Source organism: Promicromonospora panici (assembly GCF_900608595.1).
Taxonomy (GTDB): domain Bacteria; phylum Actinomycetota; class Actinomycetes; order Actinomycetales; family Cellulomonadaceae; genus Promicromonospora; species Promicromonospora panici.
This window is the reverse complement of the sequence record NZ_UWYY01000023.1, coordinates 59,303-83,351: the sequence shown is the minus strand read 5'-3', so window position 1 is coordinate 83,351 and position 24,049 is coordinate 59,303. Positions and strand designations below refer to the sequence as shown.

Below are 24,049 nucleotides of genomic sequence, written 5' to 3'. Positions count from 1 at the left end.
TATGACTCTCACGACCGATCACTCGCGCGCTGTTGCCGACGGCGCCCACACGCACGGCGTCGGCGGCAAGCCTCAGGGCTCGCGAGCAGAGCGCCGCACGTCGTTCTCCCTGGAGGACATCCCCGTCCCCAACGGCCGCGAGGAGGAGTGGCGCTTCTCCCCGGCGGACCGGCTGCAGCCGCTTTTCCAGGCTGAGCTGGGCACCTCGGGCGTCACCGTCCAGGTGACGGCGGCCCCCGAGGTGAAGGTGGAGACCGTCGCACGCGACGACGCTCGCCTCGGCACCGCTGGCCGGCCCGGCGACCGCACCGCCGTCACCGCGTGGAACGCCTTCGAGCAGGCCACGATCGTGACCATCCCGAAGGAGGCCGTGACCTCCGAGGTCACCTCCGTGCGCCTCGAGGGCGTGTCGCAGGACGCGACGGCGGCCCACGTGCTCGTCCGCGCCGAGCAGCACAGCGAGTCCGTGGTGCTCATCGACCACGCGGGCAGCGGCCTGCTCAGCGAGACCGTCGAGATCGTCGTCGAGGACGGCGCGCATCTCACCGTCGTCAGCGTCCAGGACTGGGCCGACGGCGCCGTGCACGCCTCCTCGCACCGGGCCCGCCTGGGCCGCGACGCGAAGCTCAAGCACGTGGTCGTGACGTTCGGCGGCGACGTCGTCCGCATTACGCCGGACGCCGAGTTCACCGCGACCGGTGGTGAGGTCGAGATGGTGGGCCTCTACTTCGCCGACACCGACCAGCACCAGGAGCACCGCCTCTTCGTGGACCACGCGGTGCCGGACTGCAAGTCCCGCGTGACCTACAAGGGCGCGCTCCAGGGTTCCGGGGCGCACACCGTGTGGGTGGGCGACGTCCTGATCCGGGCCAACGCCGAGAACACCGACACCTACGAGCTCAACCGCAACCTGGTCCTGTCGGACGGCGCGCGCGCGGACTCGGTGCCGAACCTCGAGATCGAGACCGGCGAGATCGCCGGCGCCGGCCACGCCAGCGCCACCGGCCGGTTCGACGACGAGCAGCTCTTCTACCTCCAGGCCCGGGGCATCCCCGAGGTCGAGGCCCGTCGTCTCGTCGTGCGCGGCTTCTTCGCCGAGCTCATCCACGAGATCGGCGTCCCGTCCGTCGAGGAGCGCCTGCTCGCCTCCATCGAGGCCGAGCTGGAGAAGTCGATGAGCGTGATCACCGGAGCACCGGCCGCATGACCGCGCAGCTGGCCTGCATGACCGACGACCTGGCACCGGAGGAGGCGATGCTCGTGGAGCTCGACGGCGCCGACGGCGCCCCGGTCCCGGTCGCCGTCGCACGGGACGCGGACGGCAACTTCCACGCCGTCTCGGACATCTGCTCCCACGGCGCCGTCTCGCTGTCGGACGGCGAGGTGGAGGGCTGCCTCGTGGAGTGCTGGCTGCACGGCTCCCAGTTCGACCTGCGGACCGGTCAGCCCGTCCAGCTTCCGGCCGTACGCCCGGTGCCTGTCTACCCGGTGACCGTCGACGGCGACAAGGTGCTCGTCGACATCGACGTCACCGTCCCCGTTTCCTGACCCATTGACTTTCGCAAGCTAACCCTGGAGTAACCGATATGCCCACCCTCGAGATCCGCGACCTGCACGTCAGCGTCGAGACCAAGGAAGGCCCCAAGCCCATCCTGCGCGGTGTCGACCTGACCATCGCCAGCGGTGAGACCCACGCGATCATGGGCCCCAACGGCTCGGGCAAGTCGACGCTCGCGTCGGCCCTCGCCGGCCACCCCAAGTACACGGTCACCTCGGGTACCGCCACGCTCGACGGCGAGGACCTGCTGGAGATGACCGTCGACCAGCGTGCCCGCGCCGGCCTGTTCCTCGCCATGCAGTACCCGGTCGAGGTCTCCGGCGTCTCGGTCGCGAACTTCCTGCGGACCGCCAAGACCGCCATCTCCGGCGAGGCCCCGAAGCTCCGCACCTGGGGCAAGGAGGTCAAGGGCGCGATGGAGAACCTCCGCATGGATCCGGCCTTCGCCGAGCGTTCCGTGAACGAGGGCTTCTCCGGCGGTGAGAAGAAGCGCCACGAGATCCTGCAGATGGAGCTCTTCAAGCCCCGTTTCGCGATCCTCGACGAGACCGACTCGGGCCTCGACGTCGACGCGCTGCGCATCGTGTCGGAGGGCGTGAACCGCGCCAAGGAGCAGACCGACATCGGCATCCTGCTCATCACGCACTACACGCGCATCCTGCGCTACATCAAGCCTGACTTCGTGCACGTGTTCGTCGACGGCAAGATCGCCGAGGAGGGTGGCCGCGAGCTGGCCGACCGCCTCGAGGAAGAGGGCTACGACAAGTACCTCGGCGCGAACAAGACGGTCTCGGCCTGATTCACCGCTGAGCAAACGCTCACTCTCTGCGAGAGGACACCATGACCACCACCGCCACCGTGCGACCGGGCGACCCGGCGCTCGAGGTCGAGCCTGCCGGCACCGGCACGCTCTCCACGACCGAGCTGACCGCCGTCCGGGCGGACTTCCCGCTGCTTGAGCGCACGGTGCGCGGCGGTCAACCGCTCGTCTACCTGGACTCCGCCGCGACGTCGCAGAAGCCGCAGGTGGTGCTCGACACCGAGGTGGACTTCTACGAGCAGCGCAACGCCGCGGTCCACCGCGGCGCGCACCAGCTCGCCGAGGAGGCCACCGAGGCGTACGAGCAGGCGCGCGCGGCGGTCGCCGCGTTCGTCGGGGCAGACGAGGGAGAGATCGTCTGGCAGCCCGGTGCGACGGCGGCGATCAACGTCGTCGCCTACGCCTTCTCCAACGCGTCCCTGGGGCGCGGGGGAGAGGCGGCCGCGCGGTTCCGGCTCGCGCCGGGCGACGAGATAGTCGTCACCGAGGCGGAGCACCACGCGAACCTGGTCCCGTGGCAGGAGCTGTGCGCCCGCACGGGCGCGGTTCTGCGCTGGATCCCGGTGGCCGACGACGGCCGGCTCGACCTGGCGGACCTCGACGCGATAGTCACCGACCGCACCAAGGTGCTGGCCTTCGCGCACGTGTCGAACGTGACCGGGGCAGTGGCGCCGGTCGCCACCCTGGTCGCGGCGGCCCGGCGCGTGGGCGCCCTCACGGTGCTCGACGCCTGCCAGTCCGTGCCGAACATGCCGGTGGACTTCCACGAGCTCGGCGTCGACTTCGCCGCGTTCAGCGGGCACAAGATGCTCGGTCCCACGGGCGTCGGCGCCCTGTACGGGCGGCGCGAGCTGCTCGAGGCCATGCCGCCCACCGTCACCGGCGGCTCCATGGTCGAGGTCGTGACCATGGAGAGCACCACGTACGCGCCGCCGCCGCAGCGCTTCGAGGCCGGCACGCAGATGGTCGCCCAGGCCGTCGGCATGGGGTGCGCGGCTCAGTATCTCGGGGAGCTCGGCATGGCCGGCGTCGCGCGGCACGAGGCCGAGCTGGCCGCCGAGATGCTGAAGATCGCCGAGATCCCGGGCGTACGGGTGATCGGGCCTCTCGACACCGCCAACCGCCTGGCTGTGGTCTCGTTCGTGGTCGACGGCGTGCACGCGCACGACGTCGGGCAGGTGCTGGACGACAAGGGAATCGCCGTCCGGGTGGGCCACCACTGCGCACAGCCGCTGCACCGCCGGTTCGGCATCGCGGCGACGGCGCGCGCGTCGGCGTCCGTCTACACGACGGTCGAAGAAGTTGTGGCGTTCCGGGAAGCACTGGCGGGGGTCCGGGCGTTCTTCGGAGCAGAGTGAGATCTTCAGGGAGACCGAGAAAGGCAGCGTCGTGAGCACGCTCGAGCAGATGTACCAGCAGGTCATCCTGGACCACGCGAAGCACCCGGTGGGCCGCGGGCTCGTCGACGTTCCGTCGGCGGACCACGGGCATCTCACGGGGGAGTCGCACCAGGTGAACCCGACGTGCGGTGACGAGGTGACCCTGCGGGTCGACGTCACGCCGGAGGGCGCGGTGGCGGGCGTCTCGTGGGAAGGCCAGGGATGTTCCATCTCCCAGGCCTCGGTGTCGGTCATGACCTCGTTGGTCGAGGGAGCTCCCCTCGCCGAGGTGGCCCGGCTCGACGGGCTGTTCCACGACCTGATGTCGTCCCGGGGCAAGGGCCTGGACGACGACGATGCCGAGGACGCCCTCGGCGACGCGACAGCCTTCACCGGCGTGTCGCAGTACCCCGCGCGGATCAAGTGCGCGCTGCTCGGCTGGGCGGCGCTCAAGGACTCGCTGGCGCGCAGCGGCGCACTGGCAACGAACTGAGGAGAGACCGATGACTGAGGCGAGCACCGACGTCGGGCAGGAAGCCCCGGCCGCTCCCGCTGAGGGTGCGGGCACTTCGCCCACCACCGTGGTGGACGTCGAAGAGGCGATGCGCGACGTGATCGACCCCGAGCTGGGCATCAACGTCGTCGACCTGGGCCTGATCTACGGCATCCAGGTGGACCAGAACAACCACGCGACGATCGACATGACGCTGACGTCGGCGGCCTGCCCGCTGACGGACGTGATCGAGGACCAGAGCGCGCAGGCGCTCGAGGGCATCGTGGACGGGTTCCGCGTGAACTGGGTCTGGATGCCGCCGTGGGGTCCGGAGAAGATCACGGACGACGGCAAGGAGCAGCTGCGGATGCTCGGGTTCAACGTCTGAGGATTCTGGAGGTCAGGTGGCAGCTCCCTGAACTGGGGAAATGCCACCTGACCTGCTGTTTCTTCTTCGGGCCCGTGAGACGGAAGTGGACGCGAGTGGCCTCGGGAGGCCACACGAAGTCCCACTGAAGTCCGACGAGGCCGGGGATGAGTCCGCAGGTAACGGGCCATCCTCGGGATGTGTGCGGGTGTATCGAAGTCCCAGCGAGGCTTGCTGTCGCGGTGGGTGCACCTGGTGGGCGAGAGGACCCACCCATGGCACGCAGCAGAACTACCCGGCGCACCTTCGGTCTCCTGGGGGAGCGCACGAGCGCAGTGACCGGCAGGGTCACGAGCGTCCGGGCACGTTACGTTGGCCCGGACACGGAGAAACACAATCGTTCCTTCGGGGACAAGATGGCGGCCGAGGCTTAGCTCAACGCAGAGCGAATACTCATCGACCGTGGTGAATGGAGACCGCCGAAGGTACGTGAGCGTGAGGAGCGCCTGGCACGACAGCGGGCGATCACGCTTGCGGAGTGGGCTGAGCGGTCGGTCGCGAACAAGAAGCTCCGGCCGTCGACACGGAACCGGTACGAGCGGGCGTTGGCGCAGAGGATTCTCCCGGAGTTGGGGGACATCGCGCTGAACGATCTGAGCCGTCTGGACGTGGCGAATTGGTACACGCGCCTGGCAGCGACGGTGTCCGCCGAGGCGAATGTCCGCAAGGCGAATGGGTACAAGGGCAACAACGACGGGCGAGGGGTCCTGTTCAGCGCGTACCAGGTGCTTTCCTCGATCCTGAATGACGCGGTCGATCACGAGTTGCTGGACGGGTCGCCCGCCAAGGTGAAGCGCGGTCTGCAGTACGAGGCGATACACGAGCCTGTGGTGCTCACGCCCGACCAGATGTGGCATCTGACGGAGTTGTTGCCCGATTATTTGCAGGCACTGGTTCCGCTGGCGGTGACCACTGGTCTGCGCAACGGAGAGTTGCGCGCGCTACGTCGTCGGCACTTGGTTCTGACTGATTCCGGCCGTGCTGTGGTGAAAGTGCGGGGCACGGCAGCGAACAACAAGCAGGCCCGACGGTACAACGAGATCGGTCCGCCGAAGACGAAGATGTCGGTCCGTGACGTGCCGATCCCATCGTTCGTCGTGCCGATCCTGAAAGAGCACCTCGAGAAGTACGCCGGACCTGGCAGCGACGGGATGGTGTTCCCCGCGAAGCGCGGAGGTGTCCTGCACGCGTCAGTCGTCGAACGGAACTGGAAGTTGGCCCGAAGCAAGGTTGGGCTCGACGACCTGCACATCCACGACCTGAGGCACACCGCGCTGACCTGGGCCGCGCGCGCCGGGGCGACGCTGAAGGAGCTGATGGCGATCGCAGGGCATGCCCACCCGACGATCGTGCTGCACTACCAGCACATCGGGGATGAGGAGCGGCGGCACGCTATCGCGGAGAAGGTCGGTACCGCGTTCCAGGACGAGCTTGCCGCCCGGCGGGCGCGGAAGGCGCGGGAGGACGCCCGCGCGGACGCGGGAGAGGTGGGCCGGCACCGTTGAGGGGATCTGCTCGGGCCTGGCATGGACGGTTGCCCATGATGGGAAAGGTTGCGCACCTACTTGGTGACGACGGCCGAAGCGCCGTAAGAGAGGAGTGCGGTGATGAGTTCCCAGCCCCCGGCAGTCAGGGTTAAGAAAAGTGTGCCAGGCGGCCGCCTTGTATCCCTCGCCACGGCGCCAGACGATCTCAGCGTCTCGGTGAAGACGATTCGGCGGCGCATCGCGGACGGGTCCGTTCGGGCGTACCGAATCGGGCGCCTGATCCGCATCGACCTCGACGAGACGAGGGCAGCGTTGCTGGTGCCCGTATCGAACGCGCGGTGAGCGGTGCAATGTTCGTGGCCTCTGCCGTGCGTTGATCGGCCGGGTGAGTCCTGAGCACCTGGTTCGTAGACGAGCAAGAAGCCAGAAGCCGGGGCGACGACGGAGCCATGCAGGTCGCGGGCGGCCGGAACGCGCCGACTGTTCGTGCGGTGTGGTCGCATCGGTAGTCTCGCGGGAGGTCTGTTCCATCTGGTTCTTCGTCCGTGTCGTCTGACCGTGCAACCTCGCCGTCGTCCGGGGGGTCTCCGGGTCGCCAGCCCGGCAGCCGCAGCAGCGACTCCTGCGACGGCCTACCCAGCGCCGCCTCCTGCACGGGCAAGAACTCCTCTGGCTCATTTGCCCCGTCCGACCGTGTCGGTGATCCGGGGGAGTGCATCGCGCCGCCGATCCCGGCGAACGGGCTGTCCTGCCCGCGCGCTGTCCGGGCCGGGCTCGGCGGCGGGGTCAGGCTCGGGTGCCTGGTCCGGGCTGGTCATGACGCCTGCCCCGTTCCGGCCTGCGTGGCACGGGCACTCGAGCCTGCCGGTGCGGCCGAGGGGCTCGCGGGGCCCAGTCGGCGGCGGGTGCGGGTGACCTTGTACCGGGTGCGCGCGGCGTCGTGCCCGAGGCGGCGCGCCACGAACTCGTGACACTGCACCGGATTGCCGTCGCGCAGGGCCTCGTAGGTGTTGGAATGCCCGGACGCGACGAACGCGCCACCGGGACGAAACCGGGTGCTGGCCCGCTGGGTGCCTTCGTGGAAGACGACCAGATCGCAGGTTGACGGCCTGCTGAGCGGTGAACGTCTCGTCCTGCTCGTCGTGGCGCCACCGCTGGGCACGCACCACCGCGCGCAGCACCGGGATTCCGGTACGTGTAGTACCGGGCCGCAGCCCGGCCAGGAACACGCCTTTCAGGCTCTGTCGGATGGGGATCGTCATGATCGCTCCCTGCCCCCTTCGAGGTTCCAGACACCCCGATGGGCGTCCGTGGTCAGCGACCAGGTGCGCACCGAGCACCACACGCCCGGATCGGCCCGGAGCTACCTGCCATCGGAGCGAAAGACGGCCCCTGGAAGGTGCGCGACAGACAGGTAGAATCGAACTCATGTTCGGATCGGGTCGCGTGTCGGCGCTGGAGGCGGCGCGCACCGCCTTGCGCTCGGCGGAGCGGCGCATCGACGTGCGCCACCGGTCCGAAGCGCTCGCGCTCGCCCCGCAGCGCCCAGAGCCGCTGACCGGCCTCCTGCCCGACGGCGTGCTCCCGGCCGGCGCCGTCACCGTGGTCAGCGCTCGGCAGGCCTGTTGGGCTGGCTGCTGGGAGCCATGCAGCGTGGGGCGTGGCTCGCGGTGGTGGGCTGGCCCGTGCTCGGCATGGTCGCCCTGGCCGAGGCCGGCGTCGACATGGAGGGTACGTTCCTGGTCCCGGACACCGGCGGTCAGACCCTTGCGGTCCTCGCTGCGCTCATCGGCGGCATCGACGTCGTCGTGGTCGGTCCGGGCGCTCGGGTGTCCGGGGCGGAGCAGCGCTGGCTGCTGGCTCGGGCCCGGCACTATGGCACCACCATCCTGAGTCCGGAGGGCTGGGAGGGCGCTTGTCTGCGGCTGCCCGTCCATGACGGCACTCGTGGCGGCCCGGACCGCGGTGCCGGGTACCCGCGCGAGGCTCGGCTGTCGGTGGTGCGCCGTTCGGCCGCTGATGGTGCCAGCCGACGGTTCACGCTCGAGCGCGACCGCAGCGGCCGCGTCTCGCTCCTTGGCGGGCACACCCACCGGCCCGCCGTCAGGGGCCTCGATGCGTCGGCCTCCGTCATGTAGCGGTTGGGCCGCTGTTGTTGTCGGCGACATGTCGGCACAACCACCTGGGAACTCTCCGGTAGAGCGGCTCTGGGTCCGACGAATCGAGACGGGGGCCTGTCACCCCTTCGTGCAGCAGCGGTCGCAACCGTTCCTCCGCGAAACTCGGCCTGCTCGCTCCTGTCCGGACCTCAAGAGCAGGGACCGCCAGCCACGTTGCCCAGCCCGATCGGCAGCAGGCCGCCACTCCCAGCTGGCACAGCCTGGCACCGTTGCCCCTGGAGGAAGGCCGAGTCCTTGTCAGCCATTCACCCCGGCCGGTGACCGGCACACCTCACCGCAGAACAAGGAACAGTGAACAGAAGGGAGAATCTTCGCTATGTGAATCTTGGCTTGATACTTCGGTTGGTATCGTGAGAGTGTTCCAAACGTCATAGACCGCCTCTCCTGACCGTCCGGGGGAAAGGCGAATGTAGTCGTCAGGGCGGCCTGAGGGTCGCCTTGCACTTGACACACAATCGTTCTTTCGCTGCTCGTCTCTGGGTCGTCTTCTTCGTCAATGGGGCTGTTCTCTCCAGCTGGGCCCCACGCATTCCAGAGGTCAAGCACCTCCTGAATCTCAGTGACAGCGAACTGGGTATTGCCCTGTTCGGTGTCGCCGCCGGATCGGTCCCCGCACTGCTGCTCACCGCACGGATCCTCGATCGTGTGAGGTCAGGACCGGTCAGTGTGGTCACGGCGCTGTCCTTCAGCGTGTCGCTGCCGCTGATCGGCGTCGTCGATGGCATGTGGCAGTTAACCGGCGTGCTCATGCTGCTCGGTGCAGCCAGTGGCGTCCTCGACATCGCCATGAACACCGCCGCCATCACCTACCAGCAGCACACCGGCCACCGGGTAGTGTCACGACTGCACGGCGGGTACAGCCTCGGCGTGCTCGCCGGCGCCCTCGGCGGCGTAGCAGCCACGCATATCGGCGCCACGGTGACTGAGCACTTCCTCGCCGTCGCTGTCCTCCTCGTGACCCTGACGCTGGTGTGTGCTCCGACGTTGTGGTCCCAGCCCCGGACTCCTACAGAACGAGAAGCCCACGACACCCCGGTCTTCGTGCGGAACAGGCGCTTCGGCCTGCCGGTGACGATCGCCGTGCTCGCCGTCTCTGGCCTGCTCATCGAGGGGCTAATCACCGACTGGTCAGCTCTGCTGATCACCCGCGACCTGGGAGCGCCCGCCTCCCTGGGGGCCAACACGTTGGCCTTGTTCAGCTTGGCGATGTTCGTCTCCCGCTCAGCAGGCGACACCGTGCTGAACCGCTTCACGGAACGCACAGTCCTGACGACCATTGCTGTGGTCGTGATCTGCCTCGTGCCGCTCGGCTCAGTGGCTTCCCATCCCGTCGCCATGGCTGTGGCCATCGGCCTGGTCGGGCTGGTACTGGGCCCGGTCTTCCCCATAGCAGTTTCCCGTGCCAGCCGATCCGCGCCCGGCCGAGCCGCGGCAATGACCGCGCAGGTCAGCGCTGTCGGGTACTTCGCGTATCTCGGTGGGCCTCCCGTGATCGGCTTCGTCGCCGATGGCATCGGTCTTCCCCTCACCTTTGCCGCCACGGTGGCCCTCAGTTGCGCGGGAATCGCCCTCGCCCGCCGCAACCCCGACTGAGACCACCCCACGGAGCGCCGTCCTGCACGACTGATCCCCAGCTCTCTGAGAGGACACGTGTGCGGCGGATGAACGGTATGCCGCTGGGCGGGTGGCCGGCGTGGTTCGGCGTGCAGCCTGTAGTCGATCGCGTTCGGTGATCCGGGGTGGGCGTCCTCGGCGTGCCCGGCCAGCCACGAGGTGCGTAGCGCGGACAGCTCCCAGATCAGCTCGGGGTGCCGGTGCCACATCGGGGGCAGCTCCTGTGGTGTGAGCCCGAAGTTGTCGCGCAGCCAGTACACGAACGCGTCCAGCTGCCACCACTCCTGCTCGGCTTGCTCCGCGTCCAGGGTGTTCCAGTTGATCGGCACCACCGGTTCCGGCTCCGCCGGAAGCAGCAGGTCAGCATTCGAGTGCGCCCCGGCCCCGCCCATGCCCGGGGCAGCAGGGAGCGGTGCGTCGTTACCGACCTCGCCCAGTGCGTTGCCCAAGCTGTCGACGTCGGGCAGGGGCTCGCCGGGTCGCCAGCCCAGCATCCGCAGGAGCGAGAGGCGAGACGGATCAACCGGTGTGCCGTCCTGGGCGGCCAGTGGCTCGTCCTGGGGTTCCTCTCCGGGCAGATCGGGTTCGGTCGAGTCGGTGCCAGATGCCTGGTCCGGGCTGCTCACGATGCACGCCCCGAACCGGCCTGTGCGGCCTGGGCTGTGGCGGGGCGCAGGCGACGCCGGGTACGGGTGACCTTGTACAGGGTGCCTTTGAGGTCGAGCAGGTCCAGCAGGGTACGGGCGGCGGTGATCTCCGAGTCCTTGGACCCGATACCGACCTGGGCGGCGACCATCCCGGTGGCGTGGTCGAACGCGGAGACCAGGAAACGATGTCGTCGCGCTCTTCTTGTGGGCACTGCGGGCCGACTTCCCGTCGATCGCGCAGACACGCAGCCCGTCGATCACCGCGGCCTTCGTGCACGTCCACGAGCACAGGATCTGGTCCAGCAGGTCCGCGTCCAGCCTGGCGAACAGGCGCCGGAACGTCGACTCGTCCGCCGGCGGGCGTGTCATACCCAGCCGGGCCAGTCGTCGCTTGCCGGCATTGCGGGCCCACTCGGCGATCGCGGTGAATCCCTGAGCGTCGGTCAGGACCGCGCATACCGCTACCGCGACCAACGCGGTCACACTGTGCCGGCGCCCGCGCCGTGCACGCGGGTCGGGCACCTTCCCCAGCGGGTCGAGCAGCAGGACATCGCGGGCGACGGCCCTCGACGAGACGGACTTGGACGCAGTCGAGCGCGTGCGAGACGATGGCATAGCGGGGGCGTGTTCCTTCGAGACGGACCGGTGAGCGTGAGAACTTCCGATCCAACTCGCCGGTCACACGTCCCCGCGCCTCGTCTCACCAGCAAAGACGCAACGCAGCACCCCTCCCACCGCTCCTATAGTCACGACTTTGCCGGAGCCCTGGGCCCGATGCGGCACCCCTTTGCGCCGAACTGATTCGTTTAATAACCGAGAGGAGGTCGCGGCATTCGATAGTGGATAGGCGCCCTTACGAAAGGGGCTCATTCCGACATATTGCCGAATATATTCGCCACTCAAGATGTGGTTCGCGCAAAATTTCCCTACGATCATTCCCGGGGAGATCATCCCTTCGCCGATGTCACCGTACGTAGGAGGAGAGATTCATGGTTTCGGTTCTCAAGAAGACGGGCCGCCGCATCATCGCCGGTTCGGCCATCGCACTCGCTGGTATGAGCCTCGCAGCACTCCCGGCCCAGGCTGACCCGATCGAGCCCACGCTCTCCGCCATCATCAACTTGGACCTCGACGCGGACGCGTCCGTGGACGCCGACGTGATCGCGCACGCCGTCGTGACCGCCGTGCTGACCGTGGACGCCGACGCGGACGCCACGGTGATCGCGAACGCCGTCGTCGCCGCCGTCGTGGAGGTGACCGGCGAGGCCAGCGTGGACGCCGACGCCGACGTCGACGTGGACGTCCTCGTGGGCGCCATCGTGGACGCCGTCGTGGAGGTCGACGCCGACGTGAACACCGCCGTCGTGGCGAACGCCGTCGTCTCCGTGCTGCTGTAACACACGCGGTGGCCCCGGCCCGGGGCGATCGAGACAGGAAGCCGCCGGTCCTCGCGCTGCGATGGCCGGCGGCTTTCCGTGGGCAGTGCGCACCGGAAAGCAGTGAGGGCCCGGGACGAGTTCAGTTCCTCGGCGGGCCCTCACGACGGGCGTGCTCAGCCGAGGGCGTCCACAGAGGTGAGTTGCTCCGGAGGTTCTCTCCTTCTTCCGGAGCGATCTGCGTGAAGGTGTCGGTCGCGGTGCGAGCGAGACTACCAGTGGCCTGGTACATACCGGCATTGGCGCCAGTGATGTAGTAGTGCTTGGCGAGTTCGCCGTCCAGGCCGGAAGGCGTCAGGTAGAGGAGGTAGGCGCCCTCTTTCTCCAAGAGCGGTGCCGGCGGCAGGTGCTCGGCCGAGCCGTGCTGACGGACCACGACCTGCTGCCCGGCCACATCCGCTGCCCCTGCGATCACCGTCGAGATCTCGAACGTCGACAGCGTGAACTCAGAGACGTCATCGATATCGGTCGCGGTGGTCTGGTCGACCACCTGACCGGTGACGACCAGGCCGCTGTCCGCGGCGAGATCGGCAACCGAGTCATAGAGCTTGACCCGGGGAGCATGCGCGTCCGTGACCTGGTCTCCGGAGGATCCCGTGGCGCAGGCCGCCAGCGTGAGTGCCAGTACGCCGCTGGCGAGCACGGCGACGGCACGAGTGAAAGTTGTGTTCACAGTGTCACCTCCTAGTTTCCCGCGTCTGAGATTCGGTGAAGAAGTCGGCCGAGTGATTCGAGGATCTGGTCGGCGGTCTTGGTCCAGACGAAGGGTTTCGGGTTCTCGTTCCAGCCCTTGACCCAGGCGTGCAGATCGGCCTCCAGGGCCTGGACCGAGCGGTGGTCGGAGCGGCACAGCAGGTCATCGGTGACGTGGGCGAACAGGCGCTCGACCTGGTTGAGCCACGAGCTGTAGGTCGGGGTGAAGTGCATCGTGAACCTGAGGTGGGCGGTCAGCCAGCGCTGCACGGTGGGGTGCTTGTGCGTGCCGTAGCTGTCGCAGATCACGTGCACGTCCAGCCCGTCGGGAACGTTCTTGTCGATCAGGGCGAGGAACTTCTTGAACTCGCTCGCCCGGTGGGACCGGTAGGTCTTGCCGATCACGGTCCCGTCGGCGACGTTCATCCCGGCGAACAGCGTGGTGGTCCCGTGGCGCACGTAGTCGTGGGTGCGTTTCTCGGGCATGACCGGCATCATCGGGAACGCCGGCTGGGACCGCGCCAGTGCCTGGACCTGCGACTTCTCGTCCACCGAGTACACCACGGCGTTCTCCGGCGGGTTCAGGTACAGGCCCACCACGTCGTGCACCTTCTCCACGAACAGCGGGTCGTTGGAGAGTCTGAACCCGCCCGTGCGGTGCGGCCTGAGGTTGAACGCCTTCCAGATCCGCCCGATCGTCGACTTCGACAAGCCCGTGCGTTCGGCCATCTTCGACCGCGTCCAGTGCGTCGCGTTCTTCGGCGTCTCCTCCAGGGTCGCGATCACCACGTCCTCGACCTGATCAACCGTGATCGACGCAGGCCGACCCGGGCGGTCCTCGTCGTGCAAGCCACCGATCCCGTGCTCGACGAACCGGGCCCGCCACTTGCCGACCGTCACGACGTGACAACCCAGCTTCTCGGCCACCTGCGTGTTGTCCAGCCCGTCGGCACAAGCGAGGACGATCTTCGACCGCAACGCCAACGCCTGAGACGACTTCGCCCGCCGAGCCCACCGCCAGGCGCAAGACACTAGGCAGATCCGGGGCTCCAGAAGATTAGATGTTTAGGCCGCAGCGCCTACCCTCTTGGTCCCGTTTCGTCCATACGCGATCGAGTCGTTGACAATATACGTCATATCTTTGTAGGTTCGTCGCCGCCAGCCCCCAGAGCGGGGCCCTCGCGTTGACGACGTCCAATGGAGGACCGAGATGCCAGACGTGACCAGACGGCAAGCCATCAAGCTCGGTACCGCGGGTGTGCGCCCGGCCCGACGTCCTCGCCGGGCGGTACACCGAGATCCATCCGGATCACCGCTCTCCCGCAACCACCGCGCAAGGAGTGGAACGGCATGACCATTCGTAAGCGAGCGACCATGGCGGCCGTCGCCGGACTCGTACTGGCCGCGTGCCTGGTGCCCGCCGCTCCGGCGCACACGGCGGGCCCCTGTAACTTCTACGTCTCCGCGTCGGGCAGCGACCGTAACGCCGGAACCTCACCGGATCAGCCCTGGGCGACCTTGGAACGGGCCCGGAACCACGTCCGACAGCACAGGCTCAACAGGGAGATGCAGGCCGACCTCCACGTCTGCCTGCGCGGGGGCCGGTATACCCGGACGGCCACCTTCAGCCTGAGCGAGGCGGACTCGGGTTCCAACGGGTTCAAGGTCGTCTACCAGGCGTATCCGGGTGAGACGCCCATCATTGACGGTGGTAAGGCCGTCACGGGCTGGAAACAGGTAACCGACCGGCCGTACCTCGTGGCCGACGTGCCGGAGTCGGCGGGCTACGCCGACTACTTCCGGCAGCTCTACGTCGGTGACCGGCGCGCTCAGCTGGCAATGGGCAAGGGCATCGTGGGCAACGGCTTCTTCGACGAGGCATCGATCCCCAACCCGCCGGCCAACCCGGAGCGGCCGACCCGCTCCTACGACGGCGTGCAGTTCCCGGCGGCCAGTGTTCCGGCGTACACCAACGTCCGCGACATTCGGCTGCTGCACATCGCGATCGGCTTCAAGGTCGACTACTTCCCGGTCGTGGACATCAGCACGAGCGGCGCCGACAAGCGGGTGCGCCTGGCGCAGCCGCATTTCCAGGCGCGGCTGAACCGCGACGACGGCTTCTCGCTGGACTACGACGACACGTTCTACGTGCTGAACGCGTTCGAGGAGCTGGACTCCCCCGGCGAGTGGTACCTGAACCGGGCGACGGACAAGGTGTTCTACTACCCGCGGGCGGGAGAGGACGTCAACCAGGCCGGGGCGTACGTACCGACGGTGGAGACACTGGTGAACGTGGCCGGGTCCAGCCCGTCCGCGAAGGCGAGCGCGATCGCGTTCGACGGCATCACGTTCGAGCACGGCAACTGGCTGCTGCCTCGTGACCGGTTCATCGGTGGCACGCAGGCGGAGGCGCAGTACGCGGACGACCCCTTCAACGATCCGAACCAGGACGGCTACGGCGGCGAGGTGCCCGGTCAGATCAAGCTGACCAACGCCCGCGACATCACCTTCACCGACAACACCGTGCGCAAGATGGGCAGCGGCGGCCTGCAGCTGCTGACCGGGGCCGAGGACGTCACCGTCACCGGCAACCTCTTCCACAACCTGACCGCCGCCGGCATCATCGTGGGCCGGTGGATGGACGTGCACGTAAGCGGCGCCCAGCGCACCAAGAACGTGAAGATCAGCAACAACGTCGTGACCGACACCGGTGACGACTTCTTCCCGGCGACCGGGATCAGCCTGATGAACACCTACAACGTGGCCGTCACGCACAACCTCGTCTACGACACCGCATACAGCGGCTTCCATCAGCGCAAGGCGGAGGAGACCAGCCTCCTCGACGGGGTAGACGGGATCGGCAAGACGACGTTCAGTCACAACGAGGTGTACAACGCCACGTCCAAGCAGTCCTGGGGGGGTGCACGACTCGGGGGCCGTCTACTCGTTCGGGTCGTGGCCGGGCAGCGTGATCAGCCACAACTACGTGCACCAGGCGACGTCGACAGCGAACTACTACAGCGACAACCAGAGTCACCAGACCCGCTGGGACTACAACGTCGGAAAGGGCGGGCGGTTCGACTTCTCCCCGCGTTACCGCCGGCCCCTGTCGGTGTACGCGTCGCACAACTACACCGACTTCGCCAACAACTGGCTCAACGGGGCCATCTTCGACAGCGACGGGCCACCGCACGTGGTGACAGATGGTGCGTGGCCGGCCGAGGCGCAGACCATCATGAACGAGGCGGGCCTGGAACCGGCGTACGCCGGGCTGCGGTGGAGTGTGCCCAGGGAGAACCTGGCCGACCACTCCACCGTGTCGCAGCGCAGTGCCTGGGACAGCGGCCTCGGCAAGCTCTGGGACGGCGTCACCGAGACCGGCGAAGCCAGCTCCAACATGAACGAGTCCTGGGTGCAGTTCGATCTGGGCGCCGACTACGAGCGGTTCGCCTTCACCATCCAGCAGGACAACTGCTGCACCTGGATGACAACCCACTGGAAGGTGCAGCGCTGGAGCGCCAGCCAGAACGCCTGGATCGACATCCTCCCCTACCAGGCGATCAGCACGACGGCGCCGGTCGTCTACCGGCCGCCGGCCGACCTCGCCACCACCAACATCCGGCTCTACGTGCGCAACAGCAACCAGAACGGACGCGTCGGCGTACAGGAGTTCAGCGCGACCGGCGTGCGCAAGTAGCGGCCGCAACATCACGCGGCGGGCGTGGCGGAGCGGGCAGGTGCACCGAGTCGTGCGCCTGCCCGCTCCGCCGCGCAGCGCGGTACGCCCAGGCGCCCACCTTCGAGCAGACCGACTGGCCGCAGCCCGTGACGCTCTACGACCAACTGCTGTCGGTGTGGCCTCATCGGTCGGCCCCCAAAGATCTCCCCACCCGCCGTACGAGGCGGCGTCGCCTATCCGTTTGGTGCCCCCGGCAGGATTCGAACCCGCGGTCTAGTGTCCTGCGCCTGAATTTGAGTGAATAATTGTCCGATGGGGTGGGGCGAGAAGAGGGCGGCGGAAGGCCGAGCTGGTGCTGAGCGAGGTTGATCGTGTGCAGCTGGGGCGGTGGGCTCGGCGGGCGAAGTCGTCTCAGGCGTTGGCGTTGCGGTCGAAGATCGTCCTCGCTTGTGCCGACGGGCTGGACAACACGCAGGTGGCCGAGAAGCTGGGTTGTCACGTCGTGACGGTCGGCAAGTGGCGGGCCCGGTTCGTCGAGCACGGGATCGGTCCAGCCGGCTCTCGTAGACGACCATCGCGCCCGTCGTGGACGACCAGTGCCAGCCCGAGTAGAACCTGCGGCCCTTGTACCAACGGAACTGCCGAACCGGCCCCGCCGCCACCAGCTCCTCGACAGCGACCCGCCCCAGGCCGGTCCCGACCGCTCCCCGCTCGCCGCGCGGTACGTCAGCTGCAGCGAATCAAACCGATCGGAGGCCATCGACACGCCTACGATCATCCTCAGCAAGTCCTCCCCGCCGTCGGCAGGCACGCCGCAGATTGTCAACAAAATGTCGGCAATGGCAACTACTCGACAAATCTGTGAGAAACCGACAAGTTGGATGAGAGCCCACACCGCCTGTAGGTTCTCGTCGTACTTGTCGGTGGCCGGGCCGGGTGACGCGAGTCTCGGCGTGCTTTCTCATCGTCTTTGCGCCAACGGTCTGCACCGAGGAAGAGGTGGAACTCCCCGCTGGATGCGAGGAGCCCCACCCACGGGTGTCCGTTACTCGGACTCGCCGCTCTCGTCGGCGTCCTGGTGGCCGGGCTGGTTCGGGTTGGCGTCCGGCCCCCGGTCGGGGCCGTCGTTCTCCTCGGTGGCCTCGGCGCCGCCCTCCGCCTCGGACTCCCCGGACTCGTCGGCGTCCTGGTGGCCCGGCTCGTTCGGGTTGGCGTCCGGTCCCTTGTCCGGATCGTCGTTCGTCTCGACGGCCTCGGGCCCGTCGTTGGTCTCGGCGCCGCCCTTGGCCTCCTCGGCGGCCTCCGCGGCGGGGTCCTGCTCGCCGTCGCCGTCGGACTGCTCCACGCTCTGGTGCACGGCGGGCTGGCTGATCTGCGCCTGCGACTGGGCGTGCGCCGCGACCGCGCCGCCGACGCCGAGCCCGGCCAGCAGCACCGCGGCCGTGCCGGCCGTTGCCTTGCGTGTGATCTTCTTCATGAGGTCTCTCCTCGGTAGGCGGTCACCCGGTGTGACCGGCAGTCCCGATCCTGCGAGAACGTCGCTGTGAGGACGCTGAGACGACCTGAGAGCCGCTCAGTAACGTCTTCTCAGCGCGCTCACAGCCACGCGCAGCCACCATGGGGTGACAGAGGGAGGCTCCGTGAAGGTGCTGATGATCGAGGACGAGGTCCGTCTGGCCAGGACGGTCAGCCGGGGCCTGACCGCAGAGGGCTTCGTCGTGGACACCGTCCACGACGGCGAGCAGGGACGGCTGGCCGCCATGGCTACCCGGTACGACGTGATTCTCCTGGACATCATGCTGCCTACGCTGAACGGGTACGACGTGTGCCGCCGGCTGCGTGAGGATGGCAACTGGACGCCCGTGCTGATGCTGACCGCGAAGGACGGTGACTACGACCAGGTCGACGCGTTCGACCTCGGCGCCGACGACTACCTGACCAAGCCGTTCTCGTTCATGATCCTGGTGGCCCGGCTGCGGGCGCTGGTACGCCGCGGGGCTCCGGAGCGGCCGACGGTGCTGGTCGCGGGCGATCTGAGCCTGGATCCCGCGACCAGGCTCATACGGCGCGGCGACACGGAGGTCGAGCTGACGCCGCGCGAGTTCGGGCTGCTGGCGTTCCTCATGCGCCACCCCGGGGTCGTTTTGTCCAAGAGCGAGATCCTGCAGAGCGTCTGGGACCTGAACTATGACGGCGACGACAACGTCGTGGAGGTCTACATCGGCTACCTGCGCCGCAAGGTGGACCGGCCGTTCGGCCGGCGCGCGATCCGCACCGTGCGGGGCGCGGGCTACCGCCTGATGGGCGACGGCGGATGACCCTCCCGCTGGGCGGCGTCAGGTTCCGCACCACCGCGGCCGCCACCGCCGCCGTCGCGATCTTCCTGGCGATTGCCGCCGTCGTCTTCGTGTTCGTACAGCGTGACCAGCTCCAACAGTCCCTGACCGAGTCTGCGGCAGAGCAGGCGGCCGACACCGCCGGCCAGATCGCGGTCAGCGGCGTCCCTGCCGACCTCGGCTCGGGCGGTGGAGACCAGTCCCTGGTCCAGGTCGTCGCGACGGACGGCACGGTGCTGGCCGCCAGCCCGCAGATCGACGGCGAGCCGCCCGTGATCGACAACCGTTCCGCACCCGGCACCAACAAGGTCGTGCGGTCGGAAGACCTGCCGATCGGAGAGGGGCAGGCCTTCGTCGTCGTCGCGCACGGCGTCGCCGGCCCGGACGGACACGTGGTCGTACTCGTGGCGCAGAGCCTGGAGCTGGTCGGGCAGTCGACCGCCGTCGTCGTGAACCTCTTGGCGATCGGCTACCCGATCGTACTGGTCGCCGTGGCCCTGTCCTCGTTCTGGCTCGCCGGTCGAGCGCTCGCACCGGTCGAGGCGATCCGGTCCCAGGTCGCCGAGATCCAGGGCAACGCCACCCTCGCCCCCCGCGTGCCCGTGCCCGACGGCGGAGACGAGATCACCCGGCTCGCCGTCACGATGAACGCCATGCTCGGCCGGCTCCAGGACGCCAGCGACGCGCAACGGCGGTTCGTCGGTGACGCCTCGCACGAGCTGCGCAGCCCGCTGGCGAGCATCCGGGCCGCCCACGAGGTCGCCGCACGACACCCGCAGAGCACCGATTGGGAGTCGACCGGTCACGACGTCCTGGCCGACCTGGACCGCATCGACCGGCTGGTGGCCGACCTGCTGCTCCTGGCCCGCGTGGACGAACGAGGTCTGCCGTTGAACGTGGTCGACGTCGATCTCGACGATCTCGTGCGTACTGAGGCGAACCGGCTGAGCCGGTCCATCGGCGTGCGGTTCGTCGTCACCACGCCGCCAACCAGGGTCCAGGGCGACCCACATCAGCTGGCCCGCGCCGTGCGCAACCTCGTGGAGAACGCCGTCCGGCACGCGCGCTCGACTGTCTGGATCCGGCTCGCGCCGGACCCTCCAGGCGCCCGTCTGGAGATCGAGGACGACGGTCCGGGGATTCCGGAGACCGACCGGGAACGGGTCTTCGACCGGTTCGTGCGCCTCGACGAGAGCCGCTCGCGCGCCGACGGCGGTACCGGCCTGGGTCTGCCGATCGCTCGTGAGATTGCCGTCGCGCACGGCGGTGTGCTCTGCGTGGAGAGCAGTCCCGCCGGAGCGCTTCTGGTCCTGGTCCTGCCCGCGGGCGCCGGTGCGGTGGGCCGATGACCCACGCTGTTCAGGTTGTGTGCAGGTACGACGGGGGGATTTGCGGTGTGCTCGATTTGATTGCCCTGGCTTTAGCGGCCCTGTTCACGCCGCAGGAAACATCGCTGTGGGCGTGCTAGGGACGGCCGGCGGTATCAGCCTGGTCAGCATGCTGCGCTGTGGGCGCAGCGCGTGACCGGTCCGGCAGCGCGGACGGCTCGTATGCCCGGGTGAGGCTCACCGGGCGGTGCCCTCCGGCAGATGTGCCGGGGCGCCGAGCCTCCAGCCCAGGGCGGCCACGCGGATCCCGCCGACGGCCAGGATGCTGGCCAGCAGGAGCAGCTGGAAGCCCGCAACCTCCAGCGGCGGCGACCCGGCGAAGACCGCGCCGACGAACGCACCGGGCAGGCTGACCACTCCGGTGGTGCGGGTCTGGTCGGTCGAGGTGCCCAGTACCAGCCTGAGTAGAACGTGCGGCCCTTCTACCAGCGGAACTGCCGAACAGGTCCCACCGCCCACCAGCTCCGAGACAGCGACCCGCCCCAGGCTGGTTTCGACCCGCTCTCCAGTCGCCGCGCAGTACGTCAGCGGCAGCGAGTCAAACCGAACAGAGGCTGTCGGCACGCCAACGACGATCCTAAGCGGGTCTGTCCGCCGCAGGCTGCAACGCCGGAGATACTCAATGAAATCTCGGAATGACATCTACTCTGGTAAGTCATTGAGAAACTGGCAGGTCTGATGAGAACCAACAGCCGAGCCATCGAGGGTGGTGGGGGAGTACGCCGTCAGCCACGGTTCGGGGTCGACCGCGGTGGAGTACGGTCCGCCCGGCCTGATCTCCAAGTGGAGGTGCGGACCGGTCGAGCGTCCCGTCGAACCGACCTGAGCGATCTGGTTCCCCGCAGCGACGCTGTCCCCGTCAGTCACAGTGGCGGAGCCGTCGCTCAGATGCAGGTATGCCGAGCCCACATGCTGGGTCCCGTCGGGTCCGGCGATGGTGTGGTCAAGGACGATCATGTTGCCACCGGTCGGGCTGGTCTCGACGGAAGCGACCACGCCGTCGGCCAGCGCAAGAACCGGCGTGCCGGCCGCTGCGGCATAGTCCACCCCGGCATGCAGCTTGTAATGCCCGGTATCGCCGAGGTCCCGCATACCGAAGCCCGAGGTGCGGATCCATGCGCCGGCCGGCAACGGGAACACCACCCGCGACGACACCGCCTGCCCATCTGCCGGGACGGGTGCATGCGGCGCGGCTGATGCGGTGAGCTTGTCGAGGATGGCGCGCGCGACGGGTTCCCGGATACAGAGGTCAGGAGTGTCATGCCACCCCACATCACCGGCAAACCGACGGCGTAATGGCCGATCGTGGCGCGTCCGGGCAGCCCGGCATCAACTGCCAGCGTGGGCGGTGGGCACGGGCGCCGGGCGGAACCGCATCGACATGGCCGTCCTTGCGGCTCCATAGGCCAGTACCCAGAGGTGCATCGGAACCGCCCGCCCAGAATCGCGGCCGGGGGAACATGTATCTCTGGAAACGGTGCCCGGCGGGCTCGCCGGACGGCTCGTCGCCGCCCCGGTGAACGACCTGCTCGACTGGCGTGCCGGCGCTCTGGTGTTGCCGCTCTCTCGGCTCTTGGAGCGCTGCTCGCGGTCTTGTTGCCGCCCGCTGCGCGGAACTTCTGTCGCCTGCCAGGTCCGAGCGGCTCGCTGCGGGCCGGAGTGGCCGCCAGCCTGAAGGACCCTGCGCCGCTAATCCTGTACGCCTCGGCGTTCTTGCTGATGGGCACGCGAGCGGGGTCGTCCTTATGCGGACCGTGGTCCGGTGGCTGCTGGTCGTCGCGACTGTCCGCGCGGTTCGGGGCAAGAGGACCACCTGAGTGATGCGTCCGCTATTTCGAGACGCCGGCGATACGTTCCTGGAGCTCGAACATGTTCTGCGACGATTGCGCCATGACAGTAAGGGGACGTGAAGTGTTGGGGTCGTTCACTGTGCGCAGGGTTCGCGTCGAGGAGTGGCGGAGCTTGCGGGAGCTGCGGCTCGAGGCGCTGCGAGACCCGATCGCCCACCTGGCCTACCTCGAGAGGATCGAGGTCGCACTCGAGCGTCCGGACAGCTACTGGCAGGAGCTGACCCGCATGGCAGCGTCCGGCACCTCGGTGGGGCAGTTCGTCGCGGTCAATGAGCACGGCGACCTTTCCGGCACAGTGACGGCGCGCGTGACGGCACCGGGGGAGCCCGACTACATCGGCGAGACCAGTCCGCACCTGCGTGCCGCCGTCGTGGGTGTCTACGTGCGGCCCGGGCACCGTGGCGGCGGTGTTCTGCAAGCGGTGCTGTCGGAGACGGAGGCCTGGCTCCGGGTTGTCGGCGTCCAGCAGGTGCGTCTCCACGTCAACGAGCACAACGTCCGCGCGCAGGGTGCCTACCGCAAGTGCGGGTACGTCGATACCGGGGTGCGGGTCGAGATGGTCGACGGGGTCAATCACGAGATGGTTCGCGACCTCCGGACCGCACATGGCGAGGTCCGTGTCGTCGAAGAGGCTACGAGCTGACCTGGCCTAGGCTGCGCTCGTGGGTCACTTCCTTGCGGCCGGGCCGCGCCACTCGCTCGGGCTGTGCGAGGACGGCACCGTGGTAGCCGCCGGTGCGGGAAACGCGGTTGAGTGCCGTACCGATGGTTGGTTCGATGTCATCGGCGTGGCGGCAGGCAACGTGCACACGGCCTCGAACACTGGACGGTCCCACACCGTTGGACTCCGATCAGACGGCACGGTGGTGGCGACGGGCTGGAACGGTGACGGCCAGTGCGACGTCACCTCCTGGCGCGAGGTGACCGCTGTCGCTGCGGGGTGGCGCCGCACGCTGGGACTGCGTGCCGACGGCACCGTGCTTGGCGTGGGAAGGCTCACCGAAGGCGCGGGCGACGTGAGCCCGTGGCGCGAGATCGTCGCGGTGACGTGCGGCGACTGGCACTCGGTAGGCCTCAGAGCGGACGGGACCGCGATCGCCGTCGGGAATGATCGCCGTGGGCAGTGCGCGGTCGACGCGTGGCGTGGCTTGACTGCCGTCACAGCCGGCTACCTGCACACGGTCGGCCTGACCAGCACCGGACGCGCCGTCGCGGTGGGAGACCGCACAGGCGGTGCGTGTGAGGTCGAGGCCTGGACGGACGTCGTGGCAGTGGCCGCCGGGAGCTACCACACCGTCGCCGTCACCACGGCTGGCAAAGTCGTGGCCGTCGGCAGCAACGACGCCGGTCAGTGCGATGTCGCCGACTGGTGCGAGATCGTCGCGGTGGCTGCCGGGTCCAGGCACACGCTCGGGCTGCGGGCGGACGGGTCGGTCGTCGCTAGCGGGAGCAACGAGCGCGGTCAGTGCGACGTCGCGGGATGGCCGCCGCTCCGACTATCCGCCTAGAGCCAACCGCTGCTCGCCTCGAACACGGGCAGAGTTGCGTAACGGCCGTCCGCCCGTTCCGTGAACGCAACGGCCAGGTACCAGCAGAGGAAGAGATGTACACGCCGCACCCCAAGCCGGTGATGGCCTCGGCGCCTTCGTCCAGCCGACGGACAGGGGCGGCGCAGTGATCACTCACAACGGCGGTATCGCCGAACACGCGGTCCTGATGTACAGCACGCTGGACGGCGCCCGCACTCACCGCAGCCCAGAGCTAAGTGGACGACGCCACGCTGTGCGCGGGGGCAGCCTCGAGGAGGCCGCACAGTGCCCGTCCAGGAAGGGTTCTGCGGCTGGACAGCCGAGGCAGTGCGACGGACCGCCTGAGCGGGGGCCGAGCGCGCGCAGAACGTCCGGGACGCCACGTCGTGTGCCAGGTCGGGGCGGGCGCCGAGCCGGTCCGACCCGGCGCACAACCGGCCGTCACGGGTACGCATCCTTCTGGCTCCTCGCCTCGGGTTGGCGGTGCGGCTCGCAGGCCTACGAGGGTATGTCGGCCTGCGGCTGCCGGGGTT

The 24,049-nt window shown here is 68.5% G+C and carries 23 protein-coding genes and 1 pseudogene; 17 read left to right on the top strand and 7 right to left on the bottom strand.

Going from position 1 to position 24,049, the window contains the following annotated elements:
- The first annotated feature begins 1 nt into the window (after nucleotide 1).
- The 10 genes from sufD to EW117_RS24035 all read left to right on the top strand — a co-directional run bounded on the left by sufD (nucleotide 2) and on the right by EW117_RS24035 (nucleotide 9,937).
- Entirely contained in the window at nucleotides 2–1,207 is a 1,206-nt protein-coding gene (sufD, locus tag EW117_RS24080) for a Fe-S cluster assembly protein SufD (RefSeq protein WP_129789268.1), read from the top strand.
- Nucleotides 1,204–1,548: a non-heme iron oxygenase ferredoxin subunit gene (locus EW117_RS24075; RefSeq protein ID WP_129789266.1), complete on the top strand. Its 345-nt coding sequence runs from the start codon at nucleotides 1,204–1,206 to the stop codon at nucleotides 1,546–1,548. Before sufD ends, EW117_RS24075 begins: the two co-directional genes overlap by 4 nt.
- 38 nt (nucleotides 1,549–1,586) lie before the next feature.
- The gene (gene sufC / locus EW117_RS24070; protein ID WP_129789264.1) at nucleotides 1,587–2,357 is read left to right on the top strand and encodes a Fe-S cluster assembly ATPase SufC; all 771 of its coding nucleotides are present in this window, start codon (nucleotides 1,587–1,589) and stop codon (nucleotides 2,355–2,357) included.
- A gap of 41 nt (nucleotides 2,358–2,398) precedes the next feature.
- Nucleotides 2,399–3,736: a cysteine desulfurase gene (locus tag EW117_RS24065; protein WP_129789262.1), complete on the top strand. Its 1,338-nt coding sequence runs from the start codon at nucleotides 2,399–2,401 to the stop codon at nucleotides 3,734–3,736.
- Nucleotides 3,737–3,767: 31 nt separating this feature from the next.
- Entirely contained in the window at nucleotides 3,768–4,250 is a 483-nt protein-coding gene (gene sufU, locus EW117_RS24060) for a Fe-S cluster assembly sulfur transfer protein SufU (protein ID WP_129789260.1), read from the top strand.
- Between the two features lie 10 nt (nucleotides 4,251–4,260).
- Nucleotides 4,261–4,638 (top strand): metal-sulfur cluster assembly factor, encoded by a 378-nt coding sequence (locus tag EW117_RS24055; RefSeq protein WP_129789258.1) that lies wholly within the window; start codon nucleotides 4,261–4,263, stop codon nucleotides 4,636–4,638.
- Between the two features lie 428 nt (nucleotides 4,639–5,066).
- On the top strand, nucleotides 5,067–6,182 hold the full coding sequence (locus EW117_RS24050; RefSeq protein ID WP_340641111.1) for a tyrosine-type recombinase/integrase: 1,116 nt from the start codon (nucleotides 5,067–5,069) through the stop codon (nucleotides 6,180–6,182).
- 102 nt (nucleotides 6,183–6,284) lie between these two features.
- Nucleotides 6,285–6,506: an excisionase family DNA-binding protein gene (locus tag EW117_RS24045; RefSeq protein WP_129789254.1), complete on the top strand. Its 222-nt coding sequence runs from the start codon at nucleotides 6,285–6,287 to the stop codon at nucleotides 6,504–6,506.
- Nucleotides 6,507–7,810: 1,304 nt separating this feature from the next.
- On the top strand, nucleotides 7,811–8,302 hold the full coding sequence (locus tag EW117_RS24040; RefSeq protein WP_129789252.1) for a hypothetical protein: 492 nt from the start codon (nucleotides 7,811–7,813) through the stop codon (nucleotides 8,300–8,302).
- Nucleotides 8,303–8,788: 486 nt separating this feature from the next.
- Nucleotides 8,789–9,937 (top strand): MFS transporter, encoded by a 1,149-nt coding sequence (locus tag EW117_RS24035; RefSeq protein ID WP_165362844.1) that lies wholly within the window; start codon nucleotides 8,789–8,791, stop codon nucleotides 9,935–9,937.
- A 643-nt stretch (nucleotides 9,938–10,580) separates the two neighbouring features.
- On the opposite strand, the gene EW117_RS24030 is transcribed toward EW117_RS24035, so the two are convergent.
- Both EW117_RS24030 and EW117_RS30865 read right to left on the bottom strand, forming a co-directional pair.
- Entirely contained in the window at nucleotides 10,581–10,817 is a 237-nt protein-coding gene (locus tag EW117_RS24030) for a hypothetical protein (RefSeq protein WP_129789248.1), read from the bottom strand.
- Between the two features lie 76 nt (nucleotides 10,818–10,893).
- Nucleotides 10,894–11,220 (bottom strand): annotated as a pseudogene (locus EW117_RS30865) (transposase family protein); the annotation flags it as partial.
- Nucleotides 11,221–11,594: 374 nt separating this feature from the next.
- Between EW117_RS30865 and EW117_RS24020 the strand changes: the two are divergent.
- Nucleotides 11,595–12,002: a hypothetical protein gene (locus EW117_RS24020; RefSeq protein ID WP_129789246.1), complete on the top strand. Its 408-nt coding sequence runs from the start codon at nucleotides 11,595–11,597 to the stop codon at nucleotides 12,000–12,002.
- 121 nt (nucleotides 12,003–12,123) lie between these two features.
- Here EW117_RS24020 and EW117_RS24015 read toward each other — a convergent pair whose 3' ends face one another.
- Nucleotides 12,124–12,684, bottom strand: a complete 561-nt coding sequence (locus EW117_RS24015) for a hypothetical protein (RefSeq protein WP_129789244.1) — start codon at nucleotides 12,682–12,684, stop codon at nucleotides 12,124–12,126.
- Nucleotides 12,685–12,725: 41 nt separating this feature from the next.
- Nucleotides 12,726–13,712, bottom strand: coding sequence for an IS630 family transposase (locus tag EW117_RS24010; protein WP_242504504.1), 987 nt, complete (start codon nucleotides 13,710–13,712; stop codon nucleotides 12,726–12,728).
- Nucleotides 13,713–14,084: 372 nt separating this feature from the next.
- On the opposite strand from EW117_RS24010, the gene EW117_RS24005 reads away from it, so the two are divergent.
- Nucleotides 14,085–16,718: a right-handed parallel beta-helix repeat-containing protein gene (locus EW117_RS24005; protein WP_165362843.1), complete on the top strand. Its 2,634-nt coding sequence runs from the start codon at nucleotides 14,085–14,087 to the stop codon at nucleotides 16,716–16,718.
- 47 nt (nucleotides 16,719–16,765) lie between these two features.
- Nucleotides 16,766–17,278 carry a helix-turn-helix domain-containing protein gene (locus tag EW117_RS24000; RefSeq protein ID WP_165362842.1) on the top strand — a complete coding sequence of 171 codons (513 nt, stop codon included), beginning with the start codon at nucleotides 16,766–16,768 and terminating at the stop codon, nucleotides 17,276–17,278.
- 180 nt (nucleotides 17,279–17,458) lie between these two features.
- Here EW117_RS24000 and EW117_RS23995 read toward each other — a convergent pair whose 3' ends face one another.
- Nucleotides 17,459–17,890 (bottom strand): hypothetical protein, encoded by a 432-nt coding sequence (locus tag EW117_RS23995; RefSeq protein ID WP_129789240.1) that lies wholly within the window; start codon nucleotides 17,888–17,890, stop codon nucleotides 17,459–17,461.
- Nucleotides 17,891–18,053: 163 nt separating this feature from the next.
- On the opposite strand from EW117_RS23995, the gene EW117_RS23990 reads away from it, so the two are divergent.
- Together EW117_RS23990 and EW117_RS23985 are read left to right on the top strand one after the other, a co-directional pair.
- On the top strand, nucleotides 18,054–18,731 hold the full coding sequence (locus EW117_RS23990; protein ID WP_129789239.1) for a response regulator transcription factor: 678 nt from the start codon (nucleotides 18,054–18,056) through the stop codon (nucleotides 18,729–18,731).
- The gene (locus tag EW117_RS23985; protein ID WP_129789237.1) at nucleotides 18,728–20,098 is read left to right on the top strand and encodes a sensor histidine kinase; all 1,371 of its coding nucleotides are present in this window, start codon (nucleotides 18,728–18,730) and stop codon (nucleotides 20,096–20,098) included. The genes EW117_RS23990 and EW117_RS23985 overlap by 4 nt, the downstream gene beginning before the upstream one ends.
- A gap of 216 nt (nucleotides 20,099–20,314) precedes the next feature.
- Here the strand turns inward: EW117_RS23985 and EW117_RS30695 are convergent, their stop codons facing one another.
- Complete coding sequence (locus tag EW117_RS30695) at nucleotides 20,315–20,701, bottom strand: ABC transporter permease (RefSeq protein WP_340641110.1); 387 nt, start codon at nucleotides 20,699–20,701, stop codon at nucleotides 20,315–20,317.
- Between the two features lie 78 nt (nucleotides 20,702–20,779).
- Entirely contained in the window at nucleotides 20,780–21,409 is a 630-nt protein-coding gene (locus EW117_RS23975) for a M23 family metallopeptidase (RefSeq protein ID WP_129789234.1), read from the bottom strand.
- A gap of 690 nt (nucleotides 21,410–22,099) precedes the next feature.
- Between EW117_RS23975 and EW117_RS23970 the strand changes: the two genes are divergently transcribed.
- Nucleotides 22,100–22,630, top strand: coding sequence for a GNAT family N-acetyltransferase (locus EW117_RS23970; RefSeq protein ID WP_207212022.1), 531 nt, complete (start codon nucleotides 22,100–22,102; stop codon nucleotides 22,628–22,630).
- 19 nt (nucleotides 22,631–22,649) lie between these two features.
- Complete coding sequence (locus EW117_RS23965) at nucleotides 22,650–23,495, top strand: RCC1 domain-containing protein (protein ID WP_129789231.1); 846 nt, start codon at nucleotides 22,650–22,652, stop codon at nucleotides 23,493–23,495.
- Nucleotides 23,496–24,049: the final 554 nt, after the last annotated feature.